The sequence below is a fragment of the Nocardiopsis sp. CNZ308 genome, from assembly GCF_004217075.1.
Genome location: NZ_SHKJ01000001.1, coordinates 1805310 through 1830410, shown reverse-complemented (window position 1 = coordinate 1830410; position 25101 = coordinate 1805310). Strand labels below are relative to the sequence as shown.

The window sequence follows — 25101 nt, the reverse complement described above, 5'->3', positions numbered from 1 at the left end:
GGGGGCAAGCCTAGCCACCCGGGCACCGCGCTCGGGCGTCCGCCCGCCCCTTGCGGGGGAGCGGTCGCGACCGTGCCGCCCTACCCCTCGTCCCGGGGCTCGACCAGGTGCGCGAACGCCCGCAGATTGCGCATGTCGTGGCCGCGCTCGGTGCGCCAGCGCCACTCCTTGCGGATGGCCGACGCGAACCCGCGCTCCAGCGCGCCGTTGAAGTTCTCGTCCGAGTAGGTGAGCACGCACCCCAGCAGGCGGTCGACCTCGTCGGGGGTGACGCCCTCCAGCGGCAGGCGGCCGCGGATGTAGACGTCGCCGACCTCGTCCGCGACGAAGGCCATCCCGTACATGTCGGCGTTGCGGCGCATCAGCCACAGGTAGAAGTCGGCGTGGTTCTCGTCGGGCTGACGGCAGAAGAACGACGTCAGGGTGAGGCTGTGCGGCCCCACCTCCAGCCACACCAGGGTCTTGAGCTTGGCCTTCCCCGGCAGGGTGACCAGGAACGACCCCTCGCGGGGGCGCTCCACCTCCAGTTCGGCCTCCGCCACGGCCGAGGAGATCGCCTTGGCCGCGGCGTCGCGGGCAGCGTCCCTGTCCACCTCGTGCTTCCCCTCCTCCTCGGTCACCGGCACGCCGCCAGGGGCAGCGCCCGGGGGGCGGTGCTCGCCCGGTACACGTCCAGCAGTTCGTCGACGGTCCGCGACCAGCCCAGGGTCGCGGCGTGCGCGGGTGCCGCCAACGCCAGCTTGGCACGCCACGCCGGTTCGGCGATCATCCGGTGCAGCTCGGCCGCGTAGTCGTCCGGGTTGTGCCCCCGCACCAGGACACCGGACACCCCGTCGGCCACGGCCGTGGTCAGGCCGCCCACACGCGCGGCCAGGACCGGGGTGCCGCACGCCTGCGACTCCACCGCCACCAGGCCGAACGACTCCGAGTAGGACGGCACCACGGTCACCGCGGCCGCGCGGTAGTAGTCGGCCAGCCTCTCGCGGGTCTGCGGCGGCTCGATCCGGACCACGTCCGCCACGCCCAGGGAGCGGGCCAGGTCGGTGAGCAGCCCGGGCTCGCGCATCCCGCCGCCCGACAGGCCGCCGACCACGCCCACCACCAGGCGCGAACGCAGTGAGGGGTCGCGCTCCAGCAGCGCGGCGGCGGCCCGGATGAGCACGTCGGGGGCCTTCAACCGCTGCACGCGCCCCACGAACAGCAGGAGTTCGGTGCCCGGGGGCAGCCCGATCCGCGCCAGCGCGTCCCGGCGCGAACCGGGGCTGAACACCTCCAGGTCCACCCCCGGGGGGATGACGCTGATCTGGCCGTCGCGGGCGCCGTAGTGCTCCCGGAGCTGGCGGGCCTCGTCGTCGGTGTTGGCGATGAGCCGGTCGGCCTGGCGGACCAACTGGTCCTCTCCGCGCAACCGGGCCTCGGGCTCGGGCTCGTCGCCGTCGGCCAGGGAGGCGTTCTTCACCCGGGCCATGGTGTGCATGGACTGCACCAGGGGCACGCCCCAGCGGCGGGCGGCCACCACACCGGCCTGGCCGGACAGCCAGTAGTGCCCGTGCACGAGGTCGTAGTGGTCGGGTTCGTTCTGCGCCTCGGCCCGCAGCATTCCGAAGATGAACGGGCACAGGTGCTCGGCGAGGGTGTTCTTGTCCAGGTGGCCGTAGGGCCCGGCGGGCACGTGCCGCACGTTCACGCCCGGGGCCAGCTCCACCACCGGCGGGAGGTCGGCCCGGGTCGCGCGGGTGAACACGTCCACGGCCACGCCGCGTTCGGCCATGCGCCGGGCCACCTCGACCACGTACACGTTCAGGCCTCCGGCGTCGCCGGTGCCGGGCTGGTCGAGCGGGGAGGTGTGCAGACTGACGGTCGCCACCCGGGACGGGACCGACGTCTGCTCTCCCACGGGAACGATTCCAGACACCGGAGGTCCCTTCAGGTCGTGTGCGCAGCCGCTGTCGTCAACAGCGACGAAGGTACACACTGTTCCCCGCCGGTCCGTCCCAGGGGGTCGGGTGCGCACACCGCGTGACCTACGGTGCGGAACTCCAGCCCGAGACCAGGAAGTCCACGGCTTCGGGGAAGGAGCGCTTCCAGGTCGTGAAGTCGTGGCCCCCGTGCGGGTGGGACGTGGCGACCGTCATACCGCGTTCGGTGAGCAGGCCGGCGAAGCGCCCGGCCTCCCCGTGGATGCTGCCCCGCTGGAGCGGTGTGTGGTCCTCGGTGCCCTCCACCAGCATGAACCTGAGGTCGCCCACCTCCTGCGGACCGAGCAGCCGGTCGGGGGAGTGCGGCTCGGTGTCGCCGCCGAAGACACCGTACGGGTCGTCCACCCGGAAGTACCCGGCCCAGGACACCACCTGGGTGTAGAGGCCGGGGTTGCGCAGCGCCAGCGCCGCCGCCCCGTACCCGCCCATGGAGAACCCGCCGATGGCGCGCAGCCCGCGGGGGCGCGTGTGCCCGCCCTCGACGGCCTCCACGGCCGCGCCGGTGACGAAGCTCTCCAGCGCGAACCCCCCGTCGGCGGCGTCGCCCCACTCGGTGGTGGCGCCCCCGCTCTCCTGGCCGTAGGGGGCGGCGATGACGAACTCGACCCCCGCACGGCACATCTGCCGGTCCAGGAGCGCGCCGACGTCCTCGTCCATGAGCGTCTCGTGGGTGGAGGCCGACCCGTGCAGCAGGTAGAGCACGGGCAGGTCCGCGCTGTCGGGGCCCGAGGGGCGCCGGATCCACAGGGGGCGGCCGCCCTCGGGGGCGCCGGTGTCGGGCAGGGTGACGACCTCGTCCCTGCCGGGTGCGGCGCAGGCCGAGACCTGCCCGGGGCGCGGCAGGGGCGCGGAGGGCCCCTGGATCGGGGAGAGCAGCGTCCGGCTGTGGGCCAGCCGGGGCTCGGGGCCCGGATCGGGTTCGAGCCGCTCCGTCAGCTCCTCGGGCGGGACCGCGGCCAGCATGGCGGCTGCCGTGGCGACCACGCAGGAGGAGACGAGCACGAAGACCCGCCGGAAGAAGGACGCGAACACACCGAAACCTCAGGGTCGGGCCAGCGGCACCCTGTCGGGGGACCGAAAGAATATCACTGAGTGTAACCGGTCATGTGTCTTCGGTCGCGACTCGGGGGGCGGGAGCCACCCCTCTCCGCGTGGTCAGACCGTGACCGCGTGCCGCAGCCGAAGGTCGTCCGGATACGGGCGCAGGTAGGTCTGGTCGCGGGCCCATCCGACGTCCTCCGCCGCGCAGTGGTGGCGCAGCAGCGCCACCGGGACGCTCAGCGGCACCTGTTCCCGCCGGTAGTCCTCGATCGCCCCCAGCAGGTCGTGCCTGCGGGCGTCGTCCAGCAGCGCGCTCAGCATCCCGAAGACGTGCTGGAGGGCGTTGACGTGCTTGCCCCGGCTCGGCCGCACGGCCATCGCCCGGTGGAAGGCCTCGGTGTAGACCCCCCGAACCTCCTCGGGATCGTCGGTGCCCGCGCGGGCCACGATCCTGCCCGTTTCCCGGTAACCCTCCGGTGAGTGCGACATCAGCTGGAGCTTCTGGCGGCTGTGGAACTCCACCAGGTCGCGCGGACGCCAGTCGGACTCCCACAGGTGGCGCAGCCGCGCGTGCGCGAAGATGCGCTGGGCGAACAGCTCGCGCAGCACGGGATCCATCAGGCGGCCCTGCTCCTCCACCGGAAGGGAGGGCAGCAGTTCGGTGAGCCGCTGGGCGAAGGCGCCACGGCCCCTGCCGTCCACCCGTCCGCCGCCCTGGTCGAACACGGGCAGGGCGAACAGGCCGCAGCTGGGAGACTTGTTCTTGAGCACGTACCCGTCCAGGTGGCGCAGCTGGGCCAGGTGGTGGTCGGCGACCTCGGCCAGCTCCTCGGTGCGGTCGGCGCCGTCCGCGCTGGAGACCACCCGGTCCAGCCCCTCCCGGCGCTGCAGGCGCAGGGTGGGGCGCGGGACGCCCAGGCCGATCTCCGCCTCCGGGCAGACCGGCAGCCAGTCCACGTGGCGGTCGAGTTCGTCGGTGAGGAAACGCGAGCGGGAGTGCCCGCCGTTGTAGCGGACCGGAGCGCCGAGCAGGCAGCTGGACACCCCGACCCTGGGGCGGACCGACGTGTCGGGCTGCGGAGGAAGCCGTGTGGTCATGCGCCCTTCCTACCCGGTCAGCGCCCTGACCACCGGCTTTTCCCGAAAGGATCTAGGGTGTCCACGCGAACACGTCCAGTGAAGGAGTGCCGGTTGGCGTCCGCCACCATCGTCCTGTTCACCCAGGACCTCCGCGTCCACGACCATCCCGCCCTGGCCGCCGCGGTCGAGCGCCCCGGCCCGACCCTGCCGGTGTTCGTGCTCGACCCCGCGGTGGCCGGCCGGTCCGCGCGCAACCGCGCCGCCCTGCTCGCCGACGCCCTCGCCGACCTGCGGGACGCGCTGCGCGAGCGCGGCGCCGACCTGGTCCTCCTCCGGGGCGACACCGTCCGGGAGGTCGCCGCCCTGGCCCAGGCCAGCGGAGCCGACACCGTCCACGTCACCGACGGCGTCAGCTCCCTCGCCGCGCGACGGGTGCGACGCCTGCGCGCGACCGGCCTGACCGTGCGCGCCTTCCCGGGGCTCACCGTGGTCCCGCCGGGGGAGGTCACCCCGGCGGGCGGCGACCACTACAAGGTGTTCACGCCCTACTGGAAGGCCTGGGAGGCAGCCGCGTGGCGCGGTCCGGTCGCGCCGCCGGACCGTGTGGTCCTGCCCGACGGGATCCGCCCCGGTGAGCTGCCCGGACGCGGATCGGACGGTCTGGGCGCGCTCGCCGAGGACCTGCCGAGGGGAGGGGAGCGCGCGGCCCGCGAGCGCCTGGACGCCTGGCTGTCGTCCGGGCTGGCGGCCTACCCCGACCGGCACGACGACCTGCCGGGCGCGGCCACCTCGCGCCTGTCCGCCGACCTGCGCCTGGGCTGCCTGTCGCCGCTGGAGGCCGCCCTCGCCGCCTCACCCCTGCCCGGGGGCGGGGCGTTCGTCCGCCAGCTCGCCTGGCGCGACTTCCACCACCAGGTCACCGCGGCCTTCCCGGCGGTGAACGTCCGCGACTACCGGCCCCGGGACAGGAGGTGGCGCGAGGACCCCGACGCCCTCGACGCCTGGAAGCGGGGGCGGACCGGCGTCCCTGTCGTGGACGCCGGGATGCGCCAGCTGCTGCGTGAGGGGTTCATGCACAACCGGGCGCGCATGATCACCGCGGCGTTCCTCACCCGGACCCTGCGCGTGCACTGGCGCGAGGGCGCCGACCACTTCCACGCCCACCTCGTGGACGGGGACGTGGCCAACAACTACGGCAACTGGCAGTGGGTCGCGGGCACGGGCAACGACACCCGGCCCAACAGGGCGTTCAACCCGCTGCGCCAGGCCCGCAGGTTCGACCCCGAAGGCGTGTACGTCCGCCGCTACCTTCCCGAACTGGCCGATCTCCCGGGCAGGCGCGCGCACACGCCCTGGCGGGAGGAGCACCCGCCCCCCGGTTATCCGGCGCCGATCGCCGACCCCGGCCACTGAGGCGGTCCCGCCGCCGGGCCCGGGCGCGTGCGTGACCAAGGCCGCTCCGGCCTCGGGGAGCGCCCTTCGGGGCCGTCTCCCAAAGGGCCTCGGGACGGGTGCGGGGGAGGCCGATCCCACGCCGTTCCGGGGCCGGTATCCCTTGTCCCGTAGGCGATGAGGATTTAACCTGGGGGTACGACAACGGGTAGTACGACCCCAAGTAGAATCACGGGTATGAATCGGCTTGGCGAACTTGAGCGCGCGGTGATGGATGTACTGTGGTCACGAAACGAACCCATGACGGTTCGTGAGGTCGGCAAGGCTCTGGCCGAGCGCGACCTGGCGCACACGACCGTCATGACCGTGCTCGACAGGCTCGCCAAGAAGAAGGTCGTCACCCGGGCACGTGAGGGTCGTGCGTGGCGCTACCGCCCGGCAGCCAGCCGTGAGGCATACGTCTCCGAGTTGATGTTCGACGCTCTCGGACAGACCGGGGACCGCGACGCCGCCCTGGCCGCCTTCGTCCAGTCCATGGACGGCGAGCAGGCTGAAGCGCTTCGGCGCGCACTCGCGGAAACCGAGCAGCCAAGGAACTAGTCCGTATGGTCAGTGCCGCACTTCTCGCCCTCGTCGCGGTCTGCTGTCTCATCGCGATGGAAGGCCTCCACCGGGCCAAGTGGCCCTCGCGGGGGCCCTACACGGCCGTGATCACCTGGCAGGCACTCGGGCTCGCCTGGGGCGTGTCCACCATCGGCGCGCTGCTGGCCTTCGGGCTCTCCTCCTACCAGCTCGGCGCGGCCGGGGGCTCCATGGCCCTGGCCACGGACATCGTGACCGGTGAGCTGCTGCTCGCCGAACTCTCCCAGGGACTTGAGGGCGTCAGCCACATCGTGGCCGTGGTCCTGGCCGTCGTGCTGACCCTGGTGCTCTTCTACGGCCTGGTCTCCTCCTTCCTGCACGTGGTCCGCGTCCGCCGACGCCACCACGACCTCCTCGAACTCATCGCCAGCGAGCACCCCGACGTGCCCGGTGCCCGCGTGCTCGACCACCCGGCCGCCGCCGCGTACTGCCTTCCGGGCGTGCTGCGTTCGCAGGTGGTCATCAGCGCCGGGGCCCTGGCGGTCCTGGACAACCGCGAGCTGGCCGCCGTCCTGGCCCACGAGCACGCCCACCTGCGCCAACGCCACGACCTCGTGCTGCTGCCCTTCTCCTCGCTCAAGCGCGCCTTCCCGCGGTTCCGCCTGGTCCGCACCTACTACGAGAGCGTGGCGCTGCTCATCGAGATGTGCGCCGACGACCAGGCCCGGCGCAAGAGCTCCTCGCGCGAGCTGGCCATGGCGCTGCTGCGCTTCGGTGCCGCCGGACCGGCACCGGTGCCCGCCGGGGCGATGGCGGCCGTGCCCGACGCCGAGCCCGGGGTGATGCGGCGGGTCAACCGCCTCCTGCACCCCGACAACGAGCTGCCCTACCACGCGGGCGCCTTCATCATGGGCGGTTCCGCCTTCCTGCTGGCCGCGGTCACCTGCCTCTGGCACATCCCGCTGTGACCGTCCCGGCAGCCGGTCCGCCCGCGCGCGGCCCGCTGCCGCAGCCGTCCGCGATCCCGGCGCGTGTGACACCCGCCTCCGCGGGCACGATCAACGCGTCCCATCCGTTTACGGTGGAGAGCGGGCGGACTCCCCGCTCGGAACGTCGTCGGGAGTGTGCGTTTTGTTCGGACTGATCTGGCACGCCATCTATCTGGTCACCTTCGTGGCGAGTCTGTACGCGCTGATCGAGGCGATCCGCACGCCGGCCGCGGCCTTCGAACTGATGGACAAGCAGACCAAGAAGCTGTGGGTCATCCTCACCGGTGTCGCCACGGCGCTCTCGCTGCTGGCCGTGTTCTCCGGTCGCGGGATGTTCGTCATCCTCGGTCTGGTCGCCACCCTCGTCTTCCTGCTGGACGTGCGTCCGGCCGTCAAGGGCGTGGGCGGCAACAGTAACAACGGCCCCTACGGTCCCTGGTAGGCCTCCCCAGGTCTCATCCCGGGTCCCCGGCCGGAGCCTCGTGTCCCGTGCCCCCGGCGGAGGCCTCGCGCCGTGCCCGCGCCTCCATGCCGTCCAGCACCCGCCGCAGCTCCGCGGAGTAGGCGGGGTCGCCCGTGTAGTAGGAGTGGCCCAGGATCTCCGGGCGTCTGGCCTCGCCGGGTAGGGCGTCGTAGGAGCGCGGGTCCGGCAGGGGCTCGGCCCGCTCCACCACGCGCGTGCTCCGGGATCCGCCGGAGGAGTCGAGCGTCCGGACCGGCCCGGCGATCGCGTCGGTGACCCGCCACAGGTTGCGCCAGTCCGTCACCCGCTCCCGCAGGTCCGTGAACGGCCCCGGCCCGAAGTAGGCCGGGAAGTAGCGGGCGTACAGGCGGTCCAGCGGTGAGCCGTGCGTGATGAGCGCGATCCGGCCCAGGCAGTCGGTGGGCAGCTGCCAGACCGTGGCCGCCGCCAGCACCGAGCCCTGCGAGTGTCCCGACAGCACCACGTCCGTGCCCTCCCGGCACAGCAGGGCCACCCGGGCGCACAGCTGGGGCACGGCCCGCTCCGCGTAGGAGGGCGGCGCCAGCGGGTGGGCCGCCCGGGGCCAGAACGTGCCCACGTCCCACACCGAGCCGACCGCCTGCCGCGTGGGCCGGTCGCGGTAGGCGCTGCGCCCGATCCACGCCAGCGCCACCAGGGCGGCGCCGCCCAGCAGGGAGCCGACGCCGATCAGCCCCGACACCGTCCCCTGGGCGAACCCCCGCACCTCGCCCGGCACGGCGGCCGCGTCCGACACGGCCGAGGTCACCGAGGCCGGGCCCGCCGCCAGGTGCCCCGAGAGCGTGGAGGACAGCACGAGCGCGCCCAACGCCACCACCGGGAGCAGGAAGGCCGCCAGTACCCACGGCAGCACCTCCGTCATCCGGCCCACCGCCCGCGCGTGGGCGATCTCCCAGGTGCGGCGGTCGCGCACGCTGCGCGCGTAGTCCTCGGTGACCCCCGCCAGGTGCGACCGGGTGTCGCGGCGCAGCAGCAGAGCGAGCGCCCCCACCACGACCAGCGCGATGGCCGCCTCCAGCGCGAACGCCAGCTGGAGCCAGGAGTAGGCGGCCGGTACCGACAGCGGCAGACAGTCCACCTCGGGGGTGGCCAGGGAGCCGCAGCCGCTCAGCGCCAGCGACCCCTGGTAGACGAGCGCGGCCGAGAAGCCGCCGCCGAGCAGGGCGCCCAGGGCCGCCGTGGCCGGGCCCGCGAGGCCGCGCATCGCCGCGCCGCCGTGGGAGCGGTCGGCGGCGAACAGGAACAGCGCCGCCGCCAGCATCACCAGCACCAGGGCCGCCTGGACCGCGAACAGCGTGTTGAGGATCGCCCCGTTGCCGGGCAGCCGCCCCGACGCCGCCCACTCCGGGCGGGGCCAGAGCGCGTACGCGGCCACCGCCAGCCCCAGGACCAGGGTGGCGTCGCGCAGCAGGCGGCAGACCCGGTCGGCCCGGGCGTTCCAGCGCGGGTCGGTGCCCGGGACCAGCACGCTCAGGGTGCTCGACGTGACCACCGCCGCCAGCAGGGCCGCCAGGAGGGTGCCGACGATCCACGGGCCCGGCCCGTCGGGCGGCCCCGCCGTCGCCGGGTCCAGGTCGTGCCGCAGCGCCGGTACGACCAGCAGGGCGGCCACCGTGCCCAGGGCCGCCGAGATGTGCGCCGAGCGCAGCCGGGCCATGGTCTCGCTGTTGCGCCAGAAACCCCTGTGGCTCAGCGGGGCGGCGGCGCTGGGGCGGGGCGGTATCGGGCTTTCCACGACCTCGTAGTCGGCGGCCGTGCGCCGCGACAGCAGCCACAGCACCACGATCAGCGCCACCGGCAGGACCGCGCCCACCAGCAGGGCCGGGCCCGGCGCGGACAGCACCGAGGAGGGCGAGCCCAGGAAGGCCAGCCAGGGGCGGGCCCGCACGCACTCCTCGCCCTGACCGGAGGCGCACTGCCAGGCCACCAGGTCCATGCCGACCCCCGCCGCGGCCAGGGTGATGAGCACCGTCAGGGACAGCGCCAGCAGCCGTACGCCCGCGCCGTAGGCGTTGTTGGCCAGCCGCCGCGCCCCCGTGGGGTCGCGGTCCATCCGTCCGGGCCGCATCCAGTACGCCACGTTGACGAGCATGAACGGCAGCAGCAGCAGCCAGAACGCCCGGGAGGAGCGCCCGGAGGTGAGGTTGCCCCAGGCGAAGATCTCCCGGCGCACGCCCGGGGCGGTCTCGGTGTCGGACTCGCGGCGCCAGCGGAAGAACCCCGCCAGGCGGTCGCCGCCCACACGCATCGCGGGTTCCACGTCCAGCAGTTCCTCGGCCTGGCCGCCGCTGACCCCGTGGACGCGCAGCTCGACCCGCTCGCACGCGGGGGAGCCGGGGCCGGTCGGGACGGGCGGTGGAGTGGCGTCGTCGGGGGAGGGCTCGGGGGAGCGGGGAGCGGGGGAGGTCGGTTCGGGCTCGTAGGGGCTGAGGGGTTCGGCGAGGTCCGACATACGAAGCATCCTGCCACGCTCCGTATTCGGGCGACAGCGGTACTTCGAACCTGTGGACAACGCCGGGGGAACTCCGCCCGCGGCCTCTTCAGGGCACGGGGGAGCGCCGCACGGGGAGAGGCGGCAGCCGGGGAGGCGCCGCACACGGCGCGTGGAGGACCCGCCCGCGAGGACGCGCCGCGTACGGGGCGCGGCACCGGCGGGCGCGCGCACGCGCTGTCCGCCGACGTCAGGAGGGCTGCGGCTGCCGCAGCCCCCGCAGGAGCAGTTCGACCAGTCGGCGCGGGTCGTAGCGGGGGTCGCTCCCGACGCAGAGGTTGCCGATGCCGCGCATCAGCTCGTAGGCCCGCGTGCCGGGCCTGATCTCCCCGGCCTCGACCGCGGCGTCGAGCAACCGCGTGCAGACGGGCACCAGACGGTCGAGGAAGTAGGCGTGCAGGGCCTCGAAACCGCCGCTGTCCGACCGCATCGCACCGGCCAGCCCGTGCTTGGTGACCAGGAAGTCGACGAACAGGTCCACCCACGCGCGGAGCGCGGCGAACGGGGAGTCGGCCTCGGCCAGCAGCCTCGGACCGGCCTCGGCGCAGGCCTCGACCTGGTGGCGGTAGACGGCGACGACCAGGTCCGCCCGCGTGGGGAAGTGGCGGTAGATCGTCCCCATACCGACCCCCGCCCGGGCCGCGATCTCCCGGATCGGCGCGTCGACGCCGGAGGTGACGAACACCGCGGCGGCGGCGGTGAGCAGCTTCTGCTGGTTGCGCACCGCGTCGGCCCGCCTGCCGCGGGCCGGTACCTCTCCCGACCCCCCTGTGCTGGGCATACACGCTCTCCTTCCGGTGGCCGTTGCAAAGCGGAACGATGCTCCGTATATTAAGAGGAACAGCGCTCCGCTTGCAGTCTAGCTGCGACGGGACACTTCCGCCCGCCCTGCCCGCCGCCGCTCCGAGAGGACCGGACGCGCGGGCCGTCGAAGGGAAAACGCACCATGAGCGCACCGACGCGCACGGCCGACGCCGTCAGTCCCGCCGCCCCCGTCCTCTCGGTCAGTCCGGTCGTGCTGCCGACGCCCGACCGCGCCGTGGACCTGGAGGTGCGGGTCTCCGTGCCCGTGACCGGCGGCGAGCTGCCGGTCGTCCTCCTCTCGCACGGCCACGGTCCCTCCCACCACCTGTCCTCGCTGAACGGCTACGCGCCCCTCGCCAACTTCTGGGCGGCCCACGGATTCGCGGTGATCCAGCCCACCCACCTGAGTTCGAGGACGCTTGACCTGGACCCCGGCACCCCGGAGGCGCCGCTGTACTGGCGGTCGCGGGCCGAGGACATGAAGCGCGTCCTGGACCGGCTCGACGAGATCGAGGCCGCCGTCCCCGGGCTCCCCGGACGCCTGGACCGGAGCAGGGTCGCCGTGGCAGGGCACTCGATGGGCGGGCACACCGCGAGCCTGCTGCTGGGCGCCCGGCTCACCGACCCGCACGACGGAAAGGTGGTGGACCTGTCCGAGCCCCGGATCACGGCGGGCGTCCTCCTCGCCGCACCCGGTGGGGGCGGCGACTCCCTCACCGAATCCACGGCCCGGGACTGGCCCTTCTTCCTGAGCACGGACTTCTCCACGATGACCACGCCCGCGCTCGTGGTCGCCGGGGACAGGGACGACTCCGCCCACCTGACCGTCCGCGGCCCGGAGTGGCACGTCGACCCCTACCTCCTCGCCCCCGGCCCCAAGACCCTGTTCACCCTGTTCGGCGCGGAGCACGGGCTCGGCGGGGTCTCCGGGTACGACGTCGCCGAGACCACGGACGAGGACCCCGAGCGGGTGTCCGCGGTCCAGCGGCTCACCTGGGCCTACCTGCGCGACCGGTTCCACCCCGGGGACCCCGCCTGGCCCGCGGCGCGCGACGCGCTGACGGGCGGCCCCGACCCGCTCGGAAGAGTCGAGTCCCGGTAGGCCCGGCCGGGTCGCGTCCCGGGCCCCGCCGCGGCACCCGCGCGTGCCGCGGCGGGGCCGAACGCGCACGCGTGGTCGGCCGCCCGGGCGCGGACCACGCCTGCGGGGGCTCCGGCGGCCCGGCCGCCGTATCCGGCCCTGGCCCGGAGGGCGCCGTCCACGGCCTCGGTGCGGCGCGTACGTCCTCGTACGGCCTTCGGGGCGGATCCCCCTCAGTACACCAGCGACTCGTCCGCCACGTCCCAGGTGTTGCACGCCCCCGGCCTCTGCTCCTCCAGGCCGGTCCGGGTCCACGCCACGCTGTTCTCCACCGACCCGTGCGTGCGCTCCTCCTCCTCGCCGTCCTCGCGGTCGGCGGTGGCGGCGGCGTCGTCCAGCAGCGTCTCCACGTCCCCCTCGTCCAGGGGATAGCTCACCCGGACCGACCCCATGAACACGCCCGCCAGGCAGTTCGCCTGGAGCTCGCCGCGGCGCGTCCACGCGTTGCGCTCCAGCACGCCGTCCTCCAGCTGGCGCTGCCCGTGGTAGTACTCCAGCAGCCCCGACTCCCCCTGCACGTGGTGGCCGTACTCGTGGGCCAGCAGGGACGCGTACACCACGCTGTCCGTGGCGCCGTTCCACTTGTCCACCACGTCCGCGGTGCCGATGTAGATGCTCGTGCTCGCCCGGCAGTAGAACGCGCCCGCGCGCGACGGGTAGGCGCGGCACGGGCTGATCCCGGGTTCGTCCCAGAACACCCGATCCGGAGGGGTGAAGGGGATGCCCGCGCGCAGGAACTGGGTCCGCCAGGCGTCGTCCAGGCAGTCCGCGACCGTGTGCAGGAAGCCCTCCATCGACTCGGGGGCCTCCACGTCCAGCTCCGGCACCGGACACGGGCGCGGGCTCAGCCGCCCGGTCCCGTACAGCGGGTTGGCGACCAGGGCCTGGTACCCCGACGGGCGCTCCTGGGCGCCGAACCGCTCCGACAGCCCCTGCCCGCCCGCCATGCCGGAGGGGGCCTGGCCGGGCTTGTCGTCGGAGTCGGCGCCCGTCCGCGGGACGGTCGCGTCCGGCGCGGCCCCGGGCGGGGGGCCGTCCTCGTCGGCGGTGGTCCACGACAACAGAGCCAGCGCCAGCAGCACCACCATGAGGGCGGTCACCAGACCGAACACCCGGCGGTCGGCGCGGCGAGCCGCGGACGCCGGCGACCTACCGAACCCTGCGTACACCCCTGTCCGCCCGCCCTGTCGTCACCGTGGCCGGGCCGGACCCGCCCGGCACCTGACCGTGCCCCCCGGAGCGCCTCACCGCACCAGCTCCTCGGGAGCGTTCCACGTGTTGCACGCGGCCGGATCCCTGCGGTCCATGCCGTGCGCCGTCCACAGGCGGCCGTTGGCGGCCGAACCGTGGGTGTGCTCGTCACCCCAGTCGGAGCGCAGTCCGACGTCGTCGAGGATATTCTCCCGCTCGGACCCGCCGAGGCCCAGGTCCTCGCGCGAGGCGCCCAGGAAGACCCCGCCCAGGCAGTTGGCCTGGAGCTCGTTGCGCCTGGTCAGCTCGTCGGCCTCCGCCTCGTCGGCGCCCGCCCGCTCGCTGTGGAACCGCGCCAGGATGCGCGACTGCCCCTGCACGTGGTGCCCGTACTCGTGGCTGAGCAGGAACGTGTACGCCTCGGGCTTGTCGCTGCCACCGGAGGCCGCCACGATGTCCTCCACGCCCAGGTACAGGCCCTGGTTGGCCTGGCAGTAGAAGGCCGCGGTGCCCTCGCTGGGGAACGCGCCGCACGGGCTGTTCCCGGCGGTGTGCCAGTACACGCGGTTGGGGGAGCTGAACTCCAGCCCCGCCTCGGCGAAGTAGGAGCCCCACGCCGTGTCCAGGCAGTCGGCGATCTCGTGGACGAACGCCTCCACCGACTCCGCGTCCTTCTCGTCCAGCTCGGGCACCTCGCAGGTGATCTCGCCCAGCTCTCCGATCCGGTACAGCGGGTTGTCGGTGAGCGGGTCGCCCTGGCCCGAAACGGTCAGCGGCTCCTCGGCCGCCGAGGCCCCGCCCGACCCGCCCGTCGCCGGGTCCGCCGACGCGACCGGGTGCGACCACGCGGGCTCGGAGGGGTGCAGGGCGGCCGAGATCGCCAGGAAACCGGTGAACCCCACCGCCGCCACCCCGGTGCCCAGCGTGAGCGTGACCCCGAGGCCCATCCGCTGGAAGAGTCCGGGGTCCTCGGGCCAGAAGTCCGGTCCCCGAACCGGTCTGCGGCTCACCACGGCAGCTCCCCGCGGCACCGGGGCACGACGTCGGCCGCCGTGCCCGGGGGGAACGGTGCACCGGGGGACCGGATAGGCTCTCGCGACATGTGGTGGGTTGGCTCCTGGCGCCCGGCCGTCGCGGTCGCGACGGCCGTCTTCGTGTTGTCCTCACTGGTCACGGCGCTTGTCGTCGCGTGGCCGGGTGGGGAGGCCCACGCCGCGACGCCAGCGGCACCGGCTCCCACAGTACCGGGGGGCTCCGTGGCGGCGGCCAGCGACCGGTCGGCCCCGGTCATCACCAACGACGTCCGCCTCGAACTCGACCACGCGGGCGTCCTCCACGGCGAGGAGACCCTCTCCTTCTCCGGCGGCGCCCCGGCCACCTTCACCCGCTCCCTGACCGAGACGATGCTCTACGACACCGAGCACGACCGGAAGTTCGAGGTCACCGGTGTGCGGGCCACCGACCTGGACGGCAACGCCCTGGACGCCCGGGTGAGCAGGGACGACGGCTCCCTGTCCGTGGAGATCCCCACCGAGGCCACCTCCGGGGTCGTGCTCTCCTACCGGGTGAGCGGAACCGTGAGCGAGGTCTCCCAGGGCGTCCAGATGGAGTGGCGGGCCGTGGGCGCCTACAGCCACACCGTGGAGGCCACCGACGTGACCGTCACCGCGCCCCTGCCGCCCGAGGCGCTGTCCTGCCTGGCCGGGGAGCCGCGCAGCGCCATGTACTGCACGGCCTCCGACATGGGCGCCGACGCGGGCGTGGCCCACTTCCTCCAGGCCGACATGGAGCCCAGCGACCGGCTCGACATCGTCGTCAACTACCCGCCCGGCACCGCCGAGGGCGAACCCATCCTCACCCGCCGCTGGTCGCTGGCCTCCGCGTTCGCGGTCACCCCGGCCACCGCCAGCGTGTTCGGACTGCTGCTGGCGGTGCTCCTGGGCGGCCTGGTGGTGCTGATCCGCGTCCGGGGCCGCGACGAGCGCGCCCTGCGCGACGAGGCCTCGGCCGGAGACCACGCCCCGGTGGCCGAGGGCGAGCACGGGCGCCTGCGGTTCGCCCCGCCCGACGGCGTGCACCCCGGCCAGATCGGCACGCTCGTCAACGAGACCGTGGACATCACCGACCTCACCGGTGCCGTGGTCGACCTCGCGGTGCGCGGCTACGTGCGCCTGGAGGAACTGCCGCACGAGCACTTCACGTCCGTGGACTGGCGGCTGGTGCGCCTGGACGGCCCTCCGGAGGACACCCTCCGCTCCTACGAGTGGCTTCTGCTGGACGCGCTCTTCGGCGGGCGCCCGACCGTGCGCCTGTCCCAGGTCGGATCGCCCCGCACCTCCGCGGACTTCCCGGCGCGCATCGACCGCGTGCGCGAGGAGCTGTACCGGGACATGGTGCGGCTGAAGTGGTTCGCCCGCTCGCCCAGCCAGGTGCGCAGCCGCTGGAGCGCCGTCGGCATGGCGGTGACGGCCGCGGGCGTGCTCCTGACCGGGGTCCTGGCGGTCTTCACCAGCGCGGCGTTCACCGGGCTGGCCGTCATCATCGCGGGCGCCGCCGTCACGGCGGGCGCGCAGTACATGCCCGCCAAGACCGCCCTGGGCAGCTCGGTGTACGCGCACACGGTGGGCTTTCGCGACTACCTGCTGAGTCCGCGCTCGGCGACCGCGCCCCCGGGGCAGCGGGTGGAGCTGTACTCGCGCTACCTGCCCTACGCGGTGATCTTCGACGACGTCGACCACTGGGCCAACATCCTGGCCTCGGCCGCGCTCACCGACCTGACCCCCGAGGAGCTGACCGGTGACGGCCTGGCCTGGTACACGGGGCCGAGGGAGTGGCGGATCGAGGACTTCGCGGACTCCATCACCACGTTCGTGGTGACGCTGACCGGCATCATCACCAACGCCCGGCGGCTGCGGGCGCTCAACCAGTTCCAGCGGCGGTAGGCCGCCGCAGACCACGAGGGGGAGGCACCATGCGCGCGGTCGTGCAGCGCGTGTCGCACGCGTCGGTGACGGTGGACGGCGAGGTGGTCGGACGCATCACCGAACCGGGCCTCATGGCGCTGGTGGGGGTCACCCACACCGACACCGCCGCCGAGGCGGCCAGGATCGCCAAGAAGTTGTGGACGCTGCGGATCCTGGAGGACGAGCGGTCGTGCTCCGACACCGGCGCTCCGCTGCTCGTCGTCAGCCAGTTCACGCTCTACGGCGACGCGCGCAAGGGCCGCCGCCCCACCTGGCAGGCCGCGGCGCCCGGCCCCGTCGCCGAACCCCTCGTGGACGCGGTCGTCGAGGAGCTGCGCTCACTCGGCGCCGTGGTGGCCACGGGGGTGTTCGGCGCGAAGATGTCGGTCTCCCTCACCAACGAGGGACCGTTCACGGTCGTCCTGGAGGCATGACGGGGCCCGGGCTGTGGACGCCGCCACGGCCCGGGACACGGGGGAAGACGCAGGAGGGGGAATCCACGGAGAGATCCCGCGCCCCTCAGACGTCGACGGTCACCGGCTCGAACTTGTAGCCCAGACCGCGGACGGTCACGATGTAGCGCGGGCTGCCGGGGTCCTCCTCGATCTTGGCGCGCAGCCTCTTGACGTGCACGTCGAGGGTCTTGGTGTCACCGACGTAGTCGGCGCCCCACACGCGGTCGATGAGCTGCATCCTGGTGAGCACCCGCCCGGCGTTGCGCAGGAGCACCTCCAGCAGCTCGAACTCCTTGAGGGGGAGCTGCACGTTGTCGCCGCGCACCGTCACCACGTGCCGCTCCACGTCCATCCGGACGGGACCGGCCTCCAGGGCGGCGGGCAGCACGACCTCGTCCTCGCCCCGGCGGCGCAGCACCGCGCGGATGCGGGCCACCAGCTCGCGAGAGGAGAAGGGCTTGGTCACGTAGTCGTCGGCGCCCAGTTCCAGACCGACGACCTTGTCGATCTCGGAGTCCTTGGCGGTGAGCATGATCACGGGGACGTTGGACTTCTGCCGCAGCGTCCGGCACACCTCGGTGCCCGACAGCCCCGGCAGCATCAGGTCCAGCAGCACCAGGTCGGCCCCGGTACGGTCGAAGGTCTCCAACGCCACGGTCCCGGTGGGCGCCACGGCGACCTCGAAGCCCTCCTTGCGCAGCATGTACGACAGGGCGTCGCTGTAGGATTCCTCGTCCTCGACAACGAGTACGCGCGTCACTGTGCCGCCTCCTGACGGTCGGTGTTCCGGGCGGCCTCGGGCCCCCGGCTCTCGGAACGGGGCAGACGCAGAGTGAACGTCGACCCCGACCCCTCCTTGCTCCACACGGTCACTTCTCCACGGTGGTGGGTCATGATGTGCTTGACGATCGCCAGGCCCAGACCGGTACCTCCGGTGGCCCGGCTCCGAGCGGCGTCCACACGGTAGAACCGCTCGAAGATCCTTTCAAGGTCCTGCTGTGGGATCCCGATGCCCTGGTCGGCGACGCTGATGTCCACGCTGGACCTGGACAACACCACGGACACGGCGACCCGGGTGTTCTTGGGGCTGTAGGCCACGGCGTTGGCGACCAGGTTGCGCAGGGCCGTGCCCAGCAGCCCCTCGTCGCCCATGACCACGACGCCCTCGGCGCCGCTGCCGACCAGCTCGATCCCCTTGGCGTCCGCGGGCATGCGCACCGAGTCCAGCGCCTCCTCGACGACGGGGCCGAGGTCGACCCGGGCGGGTTCGGCCATCGGCTCGGCGCCCTGGATGCGCGAGAGCGTGATGAGGTCCTGGATCACCGCGGTCAGCCGGGAGGCCTCGATCTGCATGCGCTCGGTGAAGCGACGCACCGCTTCCGGGTCGTCACTGGCGTCCTGTACGGTTTCCGCCAACAGGGACAAAGCGCCCACCGGGGTCTTCAGCTCGTGCGAGATGTTCGCGACGAAGTCGCGGCGGACCGCCTCCAGGCGTCGGTGCTCGGTCTGGTCCTCGGCCAGCACCAGCACCAGCCCGGTCCCTCCCAGGGGGGCCACCCGCACGGCGAAGGACGTGGCGTCGGGGCCGAACTTGCGCACGGCGACCTCGATGTCCGTCTCCCGGATGACGCCGTCCCGCCGTACCTGCCGGGCCAGGGTGAGGAGTTCGCCTATGACCAGTTCCTCGCCCCGCACGATGCCGAAGGCGCGTGCGGCGGAGGAGGCGCGCAGGACCCTGTCGGCGGGGTCCAGCACGACGGCGGAGGAGGGGATCGCGGAGAGCACCTCGGCTATGCCGGAGGGCAGTACGCCGCCGTCGCGGTTCGCGGGCTCCGGAGCCTGCCGCTGCCGTGCGGCGGTACCCGTACGGAAGAAAGGACCGGCCAGGACGCCGATGACGACGCCCGTGACGAGTCCGATGATGCCGGTCACCGCGGCGAGAAGTTCCCCTTGCACGATTCGATCGTAAACGTGCTGGCTGGGGCTTTACCCGGCCAGGGCATGCGACACAACCGAGGTTCTTGCATCGTTCACCAACTCTTGGCCGACTCTTCAACCAACCACTGGGAGCATTGACGCCATGCGCGATACCTACCACGAGGACCTTGACAGCCTGAGTGAACGCCTCGTCGAGATGACGCGGCTCGCCCGGCACGCCGTCGCTCGTGCGACCACGGCGCTGCTGGACAATGACCTCAACGCGGCGCAGGAGGTCATCTCCGGTGACGAGCAGATCAATCGGCTCGACCAGGAGATCGAGGACACCGCGTTCAGCCTGATGGCCCGGCAGCAGCCGGTCGCCTCCGACCTGCGCACCATCATCACCTCCCTGTACATGCGCGGCGACCTGGAGCGGATGGGCGACCACGCCGTCCACCTGGCCAAGATCGCGCGGCGCCGCCACCCCGACTCGGCGATCCCCAAGCCGGTGCGGTCGATCGTGCTGGAGATGGGCCACCAGGCGGAACTGCTGGTCACCAAGGCGGGCGAGGTCATCATCGACCGCGACCCCGACACCGCCCTGGAGCTGGACAAGGACGACGACACGATGGACCGGCTGCGGCGCAAGCTGCTGCAGCGCATCCTCGCGCCCGGCTGGGAGTACGGGGTGGAGGCCACCATGGACGTCACCCTGGTCGGCCGGTTCTACGAGCGCTTCGGTGACCACGCGGTGCACGTCGCCGACAACCTCGTCTACATGGTGACGGGGGAGAAGCGCGAGGACTACGACCCCGAGGCCTGAGCCCGGCGAGGACCCCTTCGCGAAGCCGGCCGCGGCCCCCTCGACGCTCGCTCCGTACGCCCGGCCCGGCCGGGCGCCGCTCGCGGGCCGGACGTGCCCCTTCGCCACCCGGACGCGCCCCCCTCGGGCGTCCGAACCGCGGGTGCTCCCCGGCGCCGCGCCGGAGCGCGCGGCGCCGGGGCGGGGGCGCGGGCGGTCGACCGGCCAGAACGGGCCGCGCGGCGGCCGTTCCGGCGGGCTGTCGAGAGCCCTCGCGGACGACGTGCGCCAGTCGACTCGGCACCGTGAGATCCGTCGCTCCGGCCCCTCCCGGAAGGCTCCGATGGCGTGTCCGTAACGCTCTTCCCAAGCCCCGGTGAAGGGGCGGACACGGCGTCCGCAAGCCCTTCCGTACGGGGTCTGACCAGGTGCGCAGCAGGCCTCGGGTACACTTTGTCAAGCCCTGAAAAGTGGGGCCTGACCTGCGTGTTCGCAAACCTAATAGGTACGTTAAGTCACAGATTCGTGGTATCCTTGTGGTAGCGGAAGGGGTACCTGTCACATGGCTTTCAAGGTCGGCGACACTGTTGTCTACCCCCATCATGGGGCTGCTCGTATTGAAGCGATCGAGACGCGCAACATTAAGGGCGAGGACAGAATCTACCTCGTTCTGAGGGTCGACAAGGGCGATCTGACGGTGCGCGTGCCCGCCGCGAATGCCGAGGACGTCGGCGTTCGCGACGTGGTGGGGCAGGAGGGCCTGGACAAGGTCTTCGAGGTGCTTCGCGCGCCGCACACCGAGGAGCCCACCAACTGGTCCAGGCGCTACAAGGCCAACCTGGAGAAGCTGGCCTCGGGTGACGTGAACAAGGTCGCCGAGGTGGTTCGGGATCTCTGGCGCCGGGACAAGGAGCGCGGCCTGTCCGCCGGCGAGAAGCGGATGCTGGCCAAGGCGCGGCAGATCCTCGTCAGCGAACTCGCCCTCGCGGAAAAGACCAACGAGGACAAGGCCGAGGCCCTCCTCGACGAGGTTCTCACTACCTGAACCGGTTCTGAAATCACGTAATTGATGATGAATATGCCTCGGGTGGGCGTCGGAACAGACGTCCACCCGTTTTCTCCTGGGCGCACCCTTTTCCTGGCCGGTTTGGAATGGCCGGGAGAGGATGGCGTCAGCGGCCATTCCGACGGTGATGTCGCCGCCCACGCGGCGTGCGACGCGCTGTTGTCCGCCTGCGGGCTGGGGGATCTGGGATCCAACTTCGGCACTTCGGAACCGCGCTGGAAAGGCGCCTCCGGAGCCGCCCTGCTCACCGAGACCGCGGCGCGCGTCCGCGCGGCCGGTTTCGAGATAGGCAACGTGGCCGTCCAGATCATCAGCAACCGCCCCAAGTTCGCGCCGCGCCGCGCGGAGGCCGAGAAAACGCTCTCGGAGGTCGTGGGAGCGCCCGTGAGCATCTCGGCGACCACGACCGACGGCCTGGGCCTCACCGGCCGCGGAGAGGGCATCGCGGCCGTGGCCACGGCCCTGTGCGTGGCCTCGGGCTGAGGCCGGAGCGGCCCCGTCACGACGCGCGTCCGCGCTCCTGGTAGACGAGCAGCTGGTAGCCGGGGGCGCTGGCGACGTTGAAGGCGTGGAAGTCCACCGTCAGCGGGCCCCGCTCCGGGTGGCGGAGCAGTTTGGTCTCGTGGGTCTTGGGCTGCACGTCGTGCCTGGCCCAGAGGTCGTGGAACGCGGGGCTGCCGAGCCGGAGCGTCTCCAGGAGTTCGGTGAGCCTCGCCGGTGTGCGGCTGAAGTCGGCGCTGGCGCGCAGGTTCGCCACGGTGGCCTCCGCCGCCGCCTCCCACTCGACGAAGAAGCGCGGCCCCTCGGGGTCGAGCATGACCATCTCCAGCAGGTTCGCGGTGTCGGCGAACCCGCGGAACAGGTCCCGCGCCCGGTCGTTCATGGCGATGACGTCGAGCACGGGGTCGAGCACGATGGCCCCGGCCTCGCGCCAGGAGTCGAGCAGGGTGAGCAGCTCGGTCGGGACGGGGCGCTCCGTCGCCTCCTCGTCCAGCCGCCGCGCCACACCGGCGAGTGCGTACAGGTGCCTCTCCTCGGCCTGGCTCAGCCGCAGGGTCGCCGACAGCGCCGCCAGCACCGGCTCCGAGGGGCGGGGCTCCCTGCCCTGTTCGAGGCGCCGGTAGTAGTCGACGCTGAGTCCGGCGTCCTGGGCGACCTCCTCACGCCGCAGCCCCGGGACCCGGCGGTGGCCGCCCTCGGGGAGACCGAGGGAGTCCGGCGTGACCTTCGCGCGGCGAGTGCGCAGGAACTCGCCCAATTCCGTCTTCGCCATGGGTGGAGTCTAGGAGGCGGGCGCCGGAGAAGGGGGGCCGCGTCGCAGCCTCCCTCATCCGGCGCAGTGGTCCGAGCATGGTGGACATGAACACCACAGCGAACACACTGCCCACCGCACAGGTCGTCTCCGGCACACCGCTCACCGGCCGGGTCGCCGTCGTCACGGGTGCCTCCAGCGGCATCGGCGAGGCGACCGCGCTCCGGTTCGCCGAGTTGGGAGCGAAGGTCGCGCTGATCGCCCGCCGGGGCGACCGGCTCGAAGCGCTCCAGGAGCGGATCCGCGCGAACGGCGGCACGGCCCTGGCGCTGCCGACCGACGTCACGGACCGCGAGGCCGTCCTGGCCGCCGCCCGCCGGATCGAGGACGGGCTCGGGCCCGTCGACCTGGTCTTCGCCAACGCGGGGGTCCAGCTCATCTCGGAGATCACCGACCTGGCGGTGGACGACTGGGACACCCAGCTCAACACCAACGTGGTCGGTGTCATGAACACCATCCAGGCCTTCGTCGGCTCGCTGGAGGCCGCGGCCGCGGCGGGACGGCCCGCCGACCTGATCACGACCTCCTCGATCGCCGCGGTGCGGGTCCTGGAGAAGTTCCAGGTCTACTCGGCGACCAAGGCCTACGTCACCCAGCTGTCGCGGCTGCTGCGCACGGAGCTGGGGCGCAAGCGGGTCCGCGTGTGCACCATCGAGCCCGGCATGGTGGACACCGAGCTGCCCGACCACGTCACCGACCCGGACGCCTCGAAGCTCATGGCGGACCTCATCGAGCAGATCGACGTGCTGCGGTCCGAGGACGTCGCCGAGGCGGTCTCCTTCGTCGCGGCCGTGCCCGGGCACGTCAACCTGACCGAGATCACGATCCTGCCGACCGAGCAGATCATCTGAGGGCGGGCGCCCGCGGTGGAGGGGGAGGGCCGCCGCAGCTGGGGCGCCGTGGTCGTGTGTGCCGCCGTCCAGTGCGCTCCGGTGGGCTTCGAGGGCCTGGGTCCGGGGCCCGGAGGACCACGGGACGGGCCCGGCGCAGCCTGGAGGGACGGGAGGCCTGGGGGATCCGGGGCAGCACGGTGCCGGAGGCTTCCGAGGGCCCCCTTGTCTTCAGGCTAGGCCGCGGCGGCGAGGGGCACCAGAACGACTTCGGGGCTGTGCACAACCTGTGCACAGCCCCGTCGTGTGTCCGCCCAACCCGTCCGCCGGGCGCGCCTACCCGCCGTTCCTACTCGTCCGGGCGGAGCGGTTCGCTGCGCACGCGCCGCGAGGGCGGATCCGACGTGAAGTCCGGCAGCGGCGGACGCGGCGGCTTGAGCACCATGGGGCGCTTCTCCACCGGTGTGCGGGATCCGCGCCGCTCCGGAGCGGGACGCCCGGCACCGGGCGCGGGCCCGGCCGGGGGCTCCGGGGAGGAGGGGGCCCGCCCGTCCTCGTCCTCCTCCCGGACCGCCGGGGGAAGCTCCTCCGCCTCGGGCGGGAGGTCGGCGTCGGTCGCGGAGGGCTCGGGGTCCCCGAGCGGTTCCGGCTCCTGGAGCGGGTCCTTCTCAGGGAACCGGTCCTCGTCGGACTCGTACCAGGCCCAGGCCTCCTCCAGCCTCGGCGCGGGTTCCACGGGTGCGTTCGACGGGGCCGACGCCTCCACCGGGGTCTCGCTGATCCGGAACGCCGCCCGCACCGTGGGTCCGGTGTCGTGGTCCAGCACGGGGGACGGCTCCGGCTCCCGGGACTCCTCCGCGAACGGGGAGGTGTCGTCCTCCGGCGGCGTCCACACCGGCGGCACGTAGTCCGCGAGGACGTGGGCGCCCGAGTCGTCCGAAGGGGGCTCCCAGTGCGCGGTGTCCGGGGCAGGCTCCGCCGAGGGTTCGGCTTCCGCCGCGGGCTCGGTTCCGGGCTCCGGCTCGGACGGCGCGCTCCGCGGTTCCGCCACCTGCTCGGGCGCCGCGACGGGGGCGGGCTCCCGCCGGAGTTGCGCGGGCTCCTCCACCGGTTCGGGCTCCGGCTCGAAGGCCGTGACGGTCCCGGTTCCCGGCTCCGGCTCGGGTTCCACGAGGCCCTCCGGCTCCGCATGGGGCTCGGGCCCCGCCGCGGGCCCGGCGGCCACCGGCGGGGCGTCGGCCTCGTCCGACACCGGGTCTCCGAAGGGCGGCTCGTGCTCGAAACCCTCGTCGGCCAGGTGGTCGGGGACCACCGCGACCGGTTCCGGCGCCACTTCCGGCTCCGGCTCGACGTCGGCGGGTGCGGCCGCGCCGGGCACCACCGGGGTCTCCTCGGCGGCCCGCTTGATCGGGTTGTGCCCGTCCCGCGAGCGCCGGGGCAGGCGCACCGTCGGCACGGACGCCTCGATCCCGTCCCCGCCGTCCCGGTCGTCCTCGGTGTCGGAACGCGGTGCGTCGGTCCCGGCCGCGGGCAGCGGCTCGGCGGCGAACTCCTCGTCGTCCCAGCCGTCCCCGTCCCGGCCCGGCTCGTCCCGGTCCCAGACGGCGTCGGGTTCGGGGTCGCTCCCGCGCTCCCGCCGATCCCCGGCCTCCTCCGGCCGCGCGAACGCCTCGGACCCTCCCGAGGTCTCCGCGACCCCGGCGGACCTCGGGTCCTCGTCGTCCCGGCGGTCCTGGTCCCAGCCCTCCCCGTGTCCGCGGTCCTCGTCCCGGCCGGGACGGCCGACCGGCGCGAACGCCTCGGTCTCCTTCTCGTCCTCGTCCCGGTCGTCGGCGCCCAGGCGCAGCAGCCGCGTCTGGAGCGCGCCGCCCTCCGGGGCGGACAGGGGAGCGGTGTCCCCGCGCGGGGGGACCGCGGTGCGGGCGTGCAGCACCGTCGTGGGGTCGTCCGCCGGACGCGGCCTCGCCATCCGTGAGCGGCGGCGCCTGCGCATGTGCGCGCGCAGGGTCATCCACAGCAGGAAGGCCACCAGCAGCGCCGCGAGCGGCGCCACCGCCACGATCACGTTGGCGACCCCCTGGTGCACCCGCTCGACGAGTCCCAGACTGCTCATCAGCATCGCCGTCGCGGCGAACAGGACCAGCACCGGGATCAGCACCAGGTCGACCCAGAGCCGCTCGCGCGGAGGCGCTCCGCGCAGCAGGTAGCTCACCCAGCACGCCATCATCAGCAGCAGGGTGTAGGTCACCGGGAACACGTGGGCGAGGGGGCTGCCCTCGTGGCCGCCGTACTCGGCGAACTGGAAGATGCCGTTGTAGGAGATGACGAGGGCGCACAGGGCGATGAGGCCGACGAACAGGCCGCCGCCGACGAGAGCACCGGCTCCCGCGCCGCGACCTGCTGCGGGCCTACCGTTCCGTGTCCCTGACTCGGGGGCGTTGTTGTAAGGGGCCATCGCCTTCGCAGCGTAGTCCAGGCGGTGCCGGGAACACGAGATTCCGGCTGATTATGGTTGCTACCAGACGAGCCGTCCCCGGGTGTTCTGTGTCGTTCTGTCGGAA

The 25101-nt window shown here is 73.1% G+C and carries 23 protein-coding genes; 11 read left to right on the top strand and 12 right to left on the bottom strand.

The window, feature by feature from the left end:
• Positions 1 to 80: 80 nt before the first annotated feature.
• The 4 genes from EV372_RS07835 to EV372_RS07820 all read right to left on the bottom strand — a co-directional run bounded on the left by EV372_RS07835 (position 81) and on the right by EV372_RS07820 (position 4118).
• A complete protein-coding gene (locus EV372_RS07835) occupies positions 81 to 626 on the bottom strand; it encodes a type III secretion system chaperone family protein (RefSeq protein WP_253795289.1) in 546 nt (181 codons plus the stop codon).
• The gene (gene mshA / locus EV372_RS07830) at positions 617 to 1915 is read right to left on the bottom strand and encodes a D-inositol-3-phosphate glycosyltransferase (RefSeq protein ID WP_130395456.1); all 1299 of its coding nucleotides are present in this window, start codon (positions 1913 to 1915) and stop codon (positions 617 to 619) included. The genes EV372_RS07835 and mshA overlap by 10 nt, the downstream gene beginning before the upstream one ends.
• 109 nt (positions 1916 to 2024) lie before the next feature.
• Positions 2025 to 3011: an alpha/beta hydrolase-fold protein gene (locus tag EV372_RS07825; RefSeq protein WP_130395455.1), complete on the bottom strand. Its 987-nt coding sequence runs from the start codon at positions 3009 to 3011 to the stop codon at positions 2025 to 2027.
• 123 nt (positions 3012 to 3134) lie between these two features.
• The gene (locus EV372_RS07820; protein ID WP_130395454.1) at positions 3135 to 4118 is read right to left on the bottom strand and encodes a DUF523 and DUF1722 domain-containing protein; all 984 of its coding nucleotides are present in this window, start codon (positions 4116 to 4118) and stop codon (positions 3135 to 3137) included.
• A gap of 93 nt (positions 4119 to 4211) precedes the next feature.
• Here EV372_RS07820 and EV372_RS07815 point away from each other — a divergent pair, with 93 nt between their 5' ends.
• The 4 genes from EV372_RS07815 (at position 4212) to EV372_RS07800 (ending at position 7505) form a co-directional block, all read left to right on the top strand.
• Complete coding sequence (locus EV372_RS07815) at positions 4212 to 5513, top strand: cryptochrome/photolyase family protein (protein ID WP_130395453.1); 1302 nt, start codon at positions 4212 to 4214, stop codon at positions 5511 to 5513.
• Between the two features lie 216 nt (positions 5514 to 5729).
• On the top strand, positions 5730 to 6092 hold the full coding sequence (locus tag EV372_RS07810) for a BlaI/MecI/CopY family transcriptional regulator (RefSeq protein ID WP_013155328.1): 363 nt from the start codon (positions 5730 to 5732) through the stop codon (positions 6090 to 6092).
• Positions 6093 to 6097: 5 nt separating this feature from the next.
• A complete protein-coding gene (locus EV372_RS07805) occupies positions 6098 to 7042 on the top strand; it encodes a M56 family metallopeptidase (protein ID WP_130395452.1) in 945 nt (314 codons plus the stop codon).
• 163 nt (positions 7043 to 7205) lie between these two features.
• Positions 7206 to 7505, top strand: a complete 300-nt coding sequence (locus tag EV372_RS07800) for a DUF2516 family protein (protein WP_130395451.1) — start codon at positions 7206 to 7208, stop codon at positions 7503 to 7505.
• 13 nt (positions 7506 to 7518) lie between these two features.
• Here the strand turns inward: EV372_RS07800 and EV372_RS07795 are convergent, their stop codons facing one another.
• Positions 7519 to 10017 (bottom strand): hypothetical protein, encoded by a 2499-nt coding sequence (locus tag EV372_RS07795; RefSeq protein ID WP_130395450.1) that lies wholly within the window; start codon positions 10015 to 10017, stop codon positions 7519 to 7521.
• A 229-nt stretch (positions 10018 to 10246) separates the two neighbouring features.
• Positions 10247 to 10837: a TetR/AcrR family transcriptional regulator gene (locus EV372_RS07790; protein WP_130395449.1), complete on the bottom strand. Its 591-nt coding sequence runs from the start codon at positions 10835 to 10837 to the stop codon at positions 10247 to 10249.
• A 165-nt stretch (positions 10838 to 11002) separates the two neighbouring features.
• Here EV372_RS07790 and EV372_RS07785 point away from each other — a divergent pair, with 165 nt between their 5' ends.
• Positions 11003 to 11962 (top strand): alpha/beta hydrolase family protein, encoded by a 960-nt coding sequence (locus EV372_RS07785; protein ID WP_130395448.1) that lies wholly within the window; start codon positions 11003 to 11005, stop codon positions 11960 to 11962.
• A 212-nt stretch (positions 11963 to 12174) separates the two neighbouring features.
• On the opposite strand, the gene EV372_RS07780 is transcribed toward EV372_RS07785, so the two are convergent.
• Positions 12175 to 13113 carry a neutral zinc metallopeptidase gene (locus EV372_RS07780; RefSeq protein ID WP_130395447.1) on the bottom strand — a complete coding sequence of 313 codons (939 nt, stop codon included), beginning with the start codon at positions 13111 to 13113 and terminating at the stop codon, positions 12175 to 12177.
• A 132-nt stretch (positions 13114 to 13245) separates the two neighbouring features.
• Positions 13246 to 14139 carry a neutral zinc metallopeptidase gene (locus EV372_RS07775; RefSeq protein WP_130398812.1) on the bottom strand — a complete coding sequence of 298 codons (894 nt, stop codon included), beginning with the start codon at positions 14137 to 14139 and terminating at the stop codon, positions 13246 to 13248.
• Positions 14140 to 14292: 153 nt separating this feature from the next.
• On the opposite strand from EV372_RS07775, the gene EV372_RS07770 reads away from it, so the two are divergent.
• Together EV372_RS07770 and dtd are read left to right on the top strand one after the other, a co-directional pair.
• Complete coding sequence (locus EV372_RS07770; protein ID WP_130395446.1) at positions 14293 to 16134, top strand: DUF2207 domain-containing protein; 1842 nt, start codon at positions 14293 to 14295, stop codon at positions 16132 to 16134.
• A gap of 29 nt (positions 16135 to 16163) precedes the next feature.
• Positions 16164 to 16589 (top strand): D-aminoacyl-tRNA deacylase, encoded by a 426-nt coding sequence (gene dtd / locus EV372_RS07765; protein WP_017563723.1) that lies wholly within the window; start codon positions 16164 to 16166, stop codon positions 16587 to 16589.
• A gap of 85 nt (positions 16590 to 16674) precedes the next feature.
• On the opposite strand, the gene EV372_RS07760 is transcribed toward dtd, so the two are convergent.
• Together EV372_RS07760 and EV372_RS07755 are read right to left on the bottom strand one after the other, a co-directional pair.
• Positions 16675 to 17370, bottom strand: a complete 696-nt coding sequence (locus EV372_RS07760; RefSeq protein WP_013155318.1) for a response regulator transcription factor — start codon at positions 17368 to 17370, stop codon at positions 16675 to 16677.
• Entirely contained in the window at positions 17367 to 18566 is a 1200-nt protein-coding gene (locus EV372_RS07755) for a sensor histidine kinase (protein ID WP_165435969.1), read from the bottom strand. Before EV372_RS07755 ends, EV372_RS07760 begins: the two co-directional genes overlap by 4 nt.
• A 124-nt stretch (positions 18567 to 18690) precedes the next feature.
• On the opposite strand from EV372_RS07755, the gene phoU reads away from it, so the two are divergent.
• The 3 genes from phoU to ispF all read left to right on the top strand — a co-directional run bounded on the left by phoU (position 18691) and on the right by ispF (position 20881).
• A complete protein-coding gene (gene phoU / locus EV372_RS07750) occupies positions 18691 to 19353 on the top strand; it encodes a phosphate signaling complex protein PhoU (RefSeq protein ID WP_130395445.1) in 663 nt (220 codons plus the stop codon).
• Between the two features lie 541 nt (positions 19354 to 19894).
• Complete coding sequence (locus EV372_RS07745; RefSeq protein ID WP_013155315.1) at positions 19895 to 20377, top strand: CarD family transcriptional regulator; 483 nt, start codon at positions 19895 to 19897, stop codon at positions 20375 to 20377.
• A 33-nt stretch (positions 20378 to 20410) separates the two neighbouring features.
• Entirely contained in the window at positions 20411 to 20881 is a 471-nt protein-coding gene (gene ispF / locus EV372_RS07740; protein WP_130398810.1) for a 2-C-methyl-D-erythritol 2,4-cyclodiphosphate synthase, read from the top strand.
• Positions 20882 to 20897: 16 nt separating this feature from the next.
• Here the strand turns inward: ispF and EV372_RS07735 are convergent, their stop codons facing one another.
• Positions 20898 to 21671, bottom strand: a complete 774-nt coding sequence (locus EV372_RS07735; RefSeq protein ID WP_130395444.1) for an MmyB family transcriptional regulator — start codon at positions 21669 to 21671, stop codon at positions 20898 to 20900.
• Positions 21672 to 21757: 86 nt separating this feature from the next.
• Between EV372_RS07735 and EV372_RS07730 the strand changes: the two genes are divergently transcribed.
• Positions 21758 to 22561 carry an SDR family oxidoreductase gene (locus EV372_RS07730; RefSeq protein WP_486484107.1) on the top strand — a complete coding sequence of 268 codons (804 nt, stop codon included), beginning with the start codon at positions 21758 to 21760 and terminating at the stop codon, positions 22559 to 22561.
• Positions 22562 to 22889: 328 nt separating this feature from the next.
• On the opposite strand, the gene EV372_RS07725 is transcribed toward EV372_RS07730, so the two are convergent.
• On the bottom strand, positions 22890 to 24995 hold the full coding sequence (locus tag EV372_RS07725; RefSeq protein WP_130395442.1) for a DUF2637 domain-containing protein: 2106 nt from the start codon (positions 24993 to 24995) through the stop codon (positions 22890 to 22892).
• Positions 24996 to 25101 lie beyond the last annotated feature (106 nt).

Coding starts and splice junctions, on each gene's coding strand:
- EV372_RS07820 (WP_130395454.1), bottom strand. CDS start 4,118: ATGACCACACGGCTTCCTCCGCAGCCCGACACGTCGGTCCGCCCCAGG.
- EV372_RS07810 (WP_013155328.1), top strand. CDS start 5,730: ATGAATCGGCTTGGCGAACTTGAGCGCGCGGTGATGGATGTACTGTGG.
- EV372_RS07805 (WP_130395452.1), top strand. CDS start 6,098: ATGGTCAGTGCCGCACTTCTCGCCCTCGTCGCGGTCTGCTGTCTCATC.
- EV372_RS07795 (WP_130395450.1), bottom strand. CDS start 10,017: ATGTCGGACCTCGCCGAACCCCTCAGCCCCTACGAGCCCGAACCGACC.
- EV372_RS07790 (WP_130395449.1), bottom strand. CDS start 10,837: ATGCCCAGCACAGGGGGGTCGGGAGAGGTACCGGCCCGCGGCAGGCGG.
- EV372_RS07785 (WP_130395448.1), top strand. CDS start 11,003: ATGAGCGCACCGACGCGCACGGCCGACGCCGTCAGTCCCGCCGCCCCC.
- EV372_RS07775 (WP_130398812.1), bottom strand. CDS start 14,139: ATGGGCCTCGGGGTCACGCTCACGCTGGGCACCGGGGTGGCGGCGGTG.
- EV372_RS07770 (WP_130395446.1), top strand. CDS start 14,293: ATGTGGTGGGTTGGCTCCTGGCGCCCGGCCGTCGCGGTCGCGACGGCC.
- dtd (WP_017563723.1), top strand. CDS start 16,164: ATGCGCGCGGTCGTGCAGCGCGTGTCGCACGCGTCGGTGACGGTGGAC.
- phoU (WP_130395445.1), top strand. CDS start 18,691: ATGCGCGATACCTACCACGAGGACCTTGACAGCCTGAGTGAACGCCTC.
- EV372_RS07745 (WP_013155315.1), top strand. CDS start 19,895: ATGGCTTTCAAGGTCGGCGACACTGTTGTCTACCCCCATCATGGGGCT.
- ispF (WP_130398810.1), top strand. CDS start 20,411: ATGCCTCGGGTGGGCGTCGGAACAGACGTCCACCCGTTTTCTCCTGGG.
- EV372_RS07735 (WP_130395444.1), bottom strand. CDS start 21,671: ATGGCGAAGACGGAATTGGGCGAGTTCCTGCGCACTCGCCGCGCGAAG.
- EV372_RS07730 (WP_486484107.1), top strand. CDS start 21,758: ATGAACACCACAGCGAACACACTGCCCACCGCACAGGTCGTCTCCGGC.
- EV372_RS07725 (WP_130395442.1), bottom strand. CDS start 24,995: ATGGCCCCTTACAACAACGCCCCCGAGTCAGGGACACGGAACGGTAGG.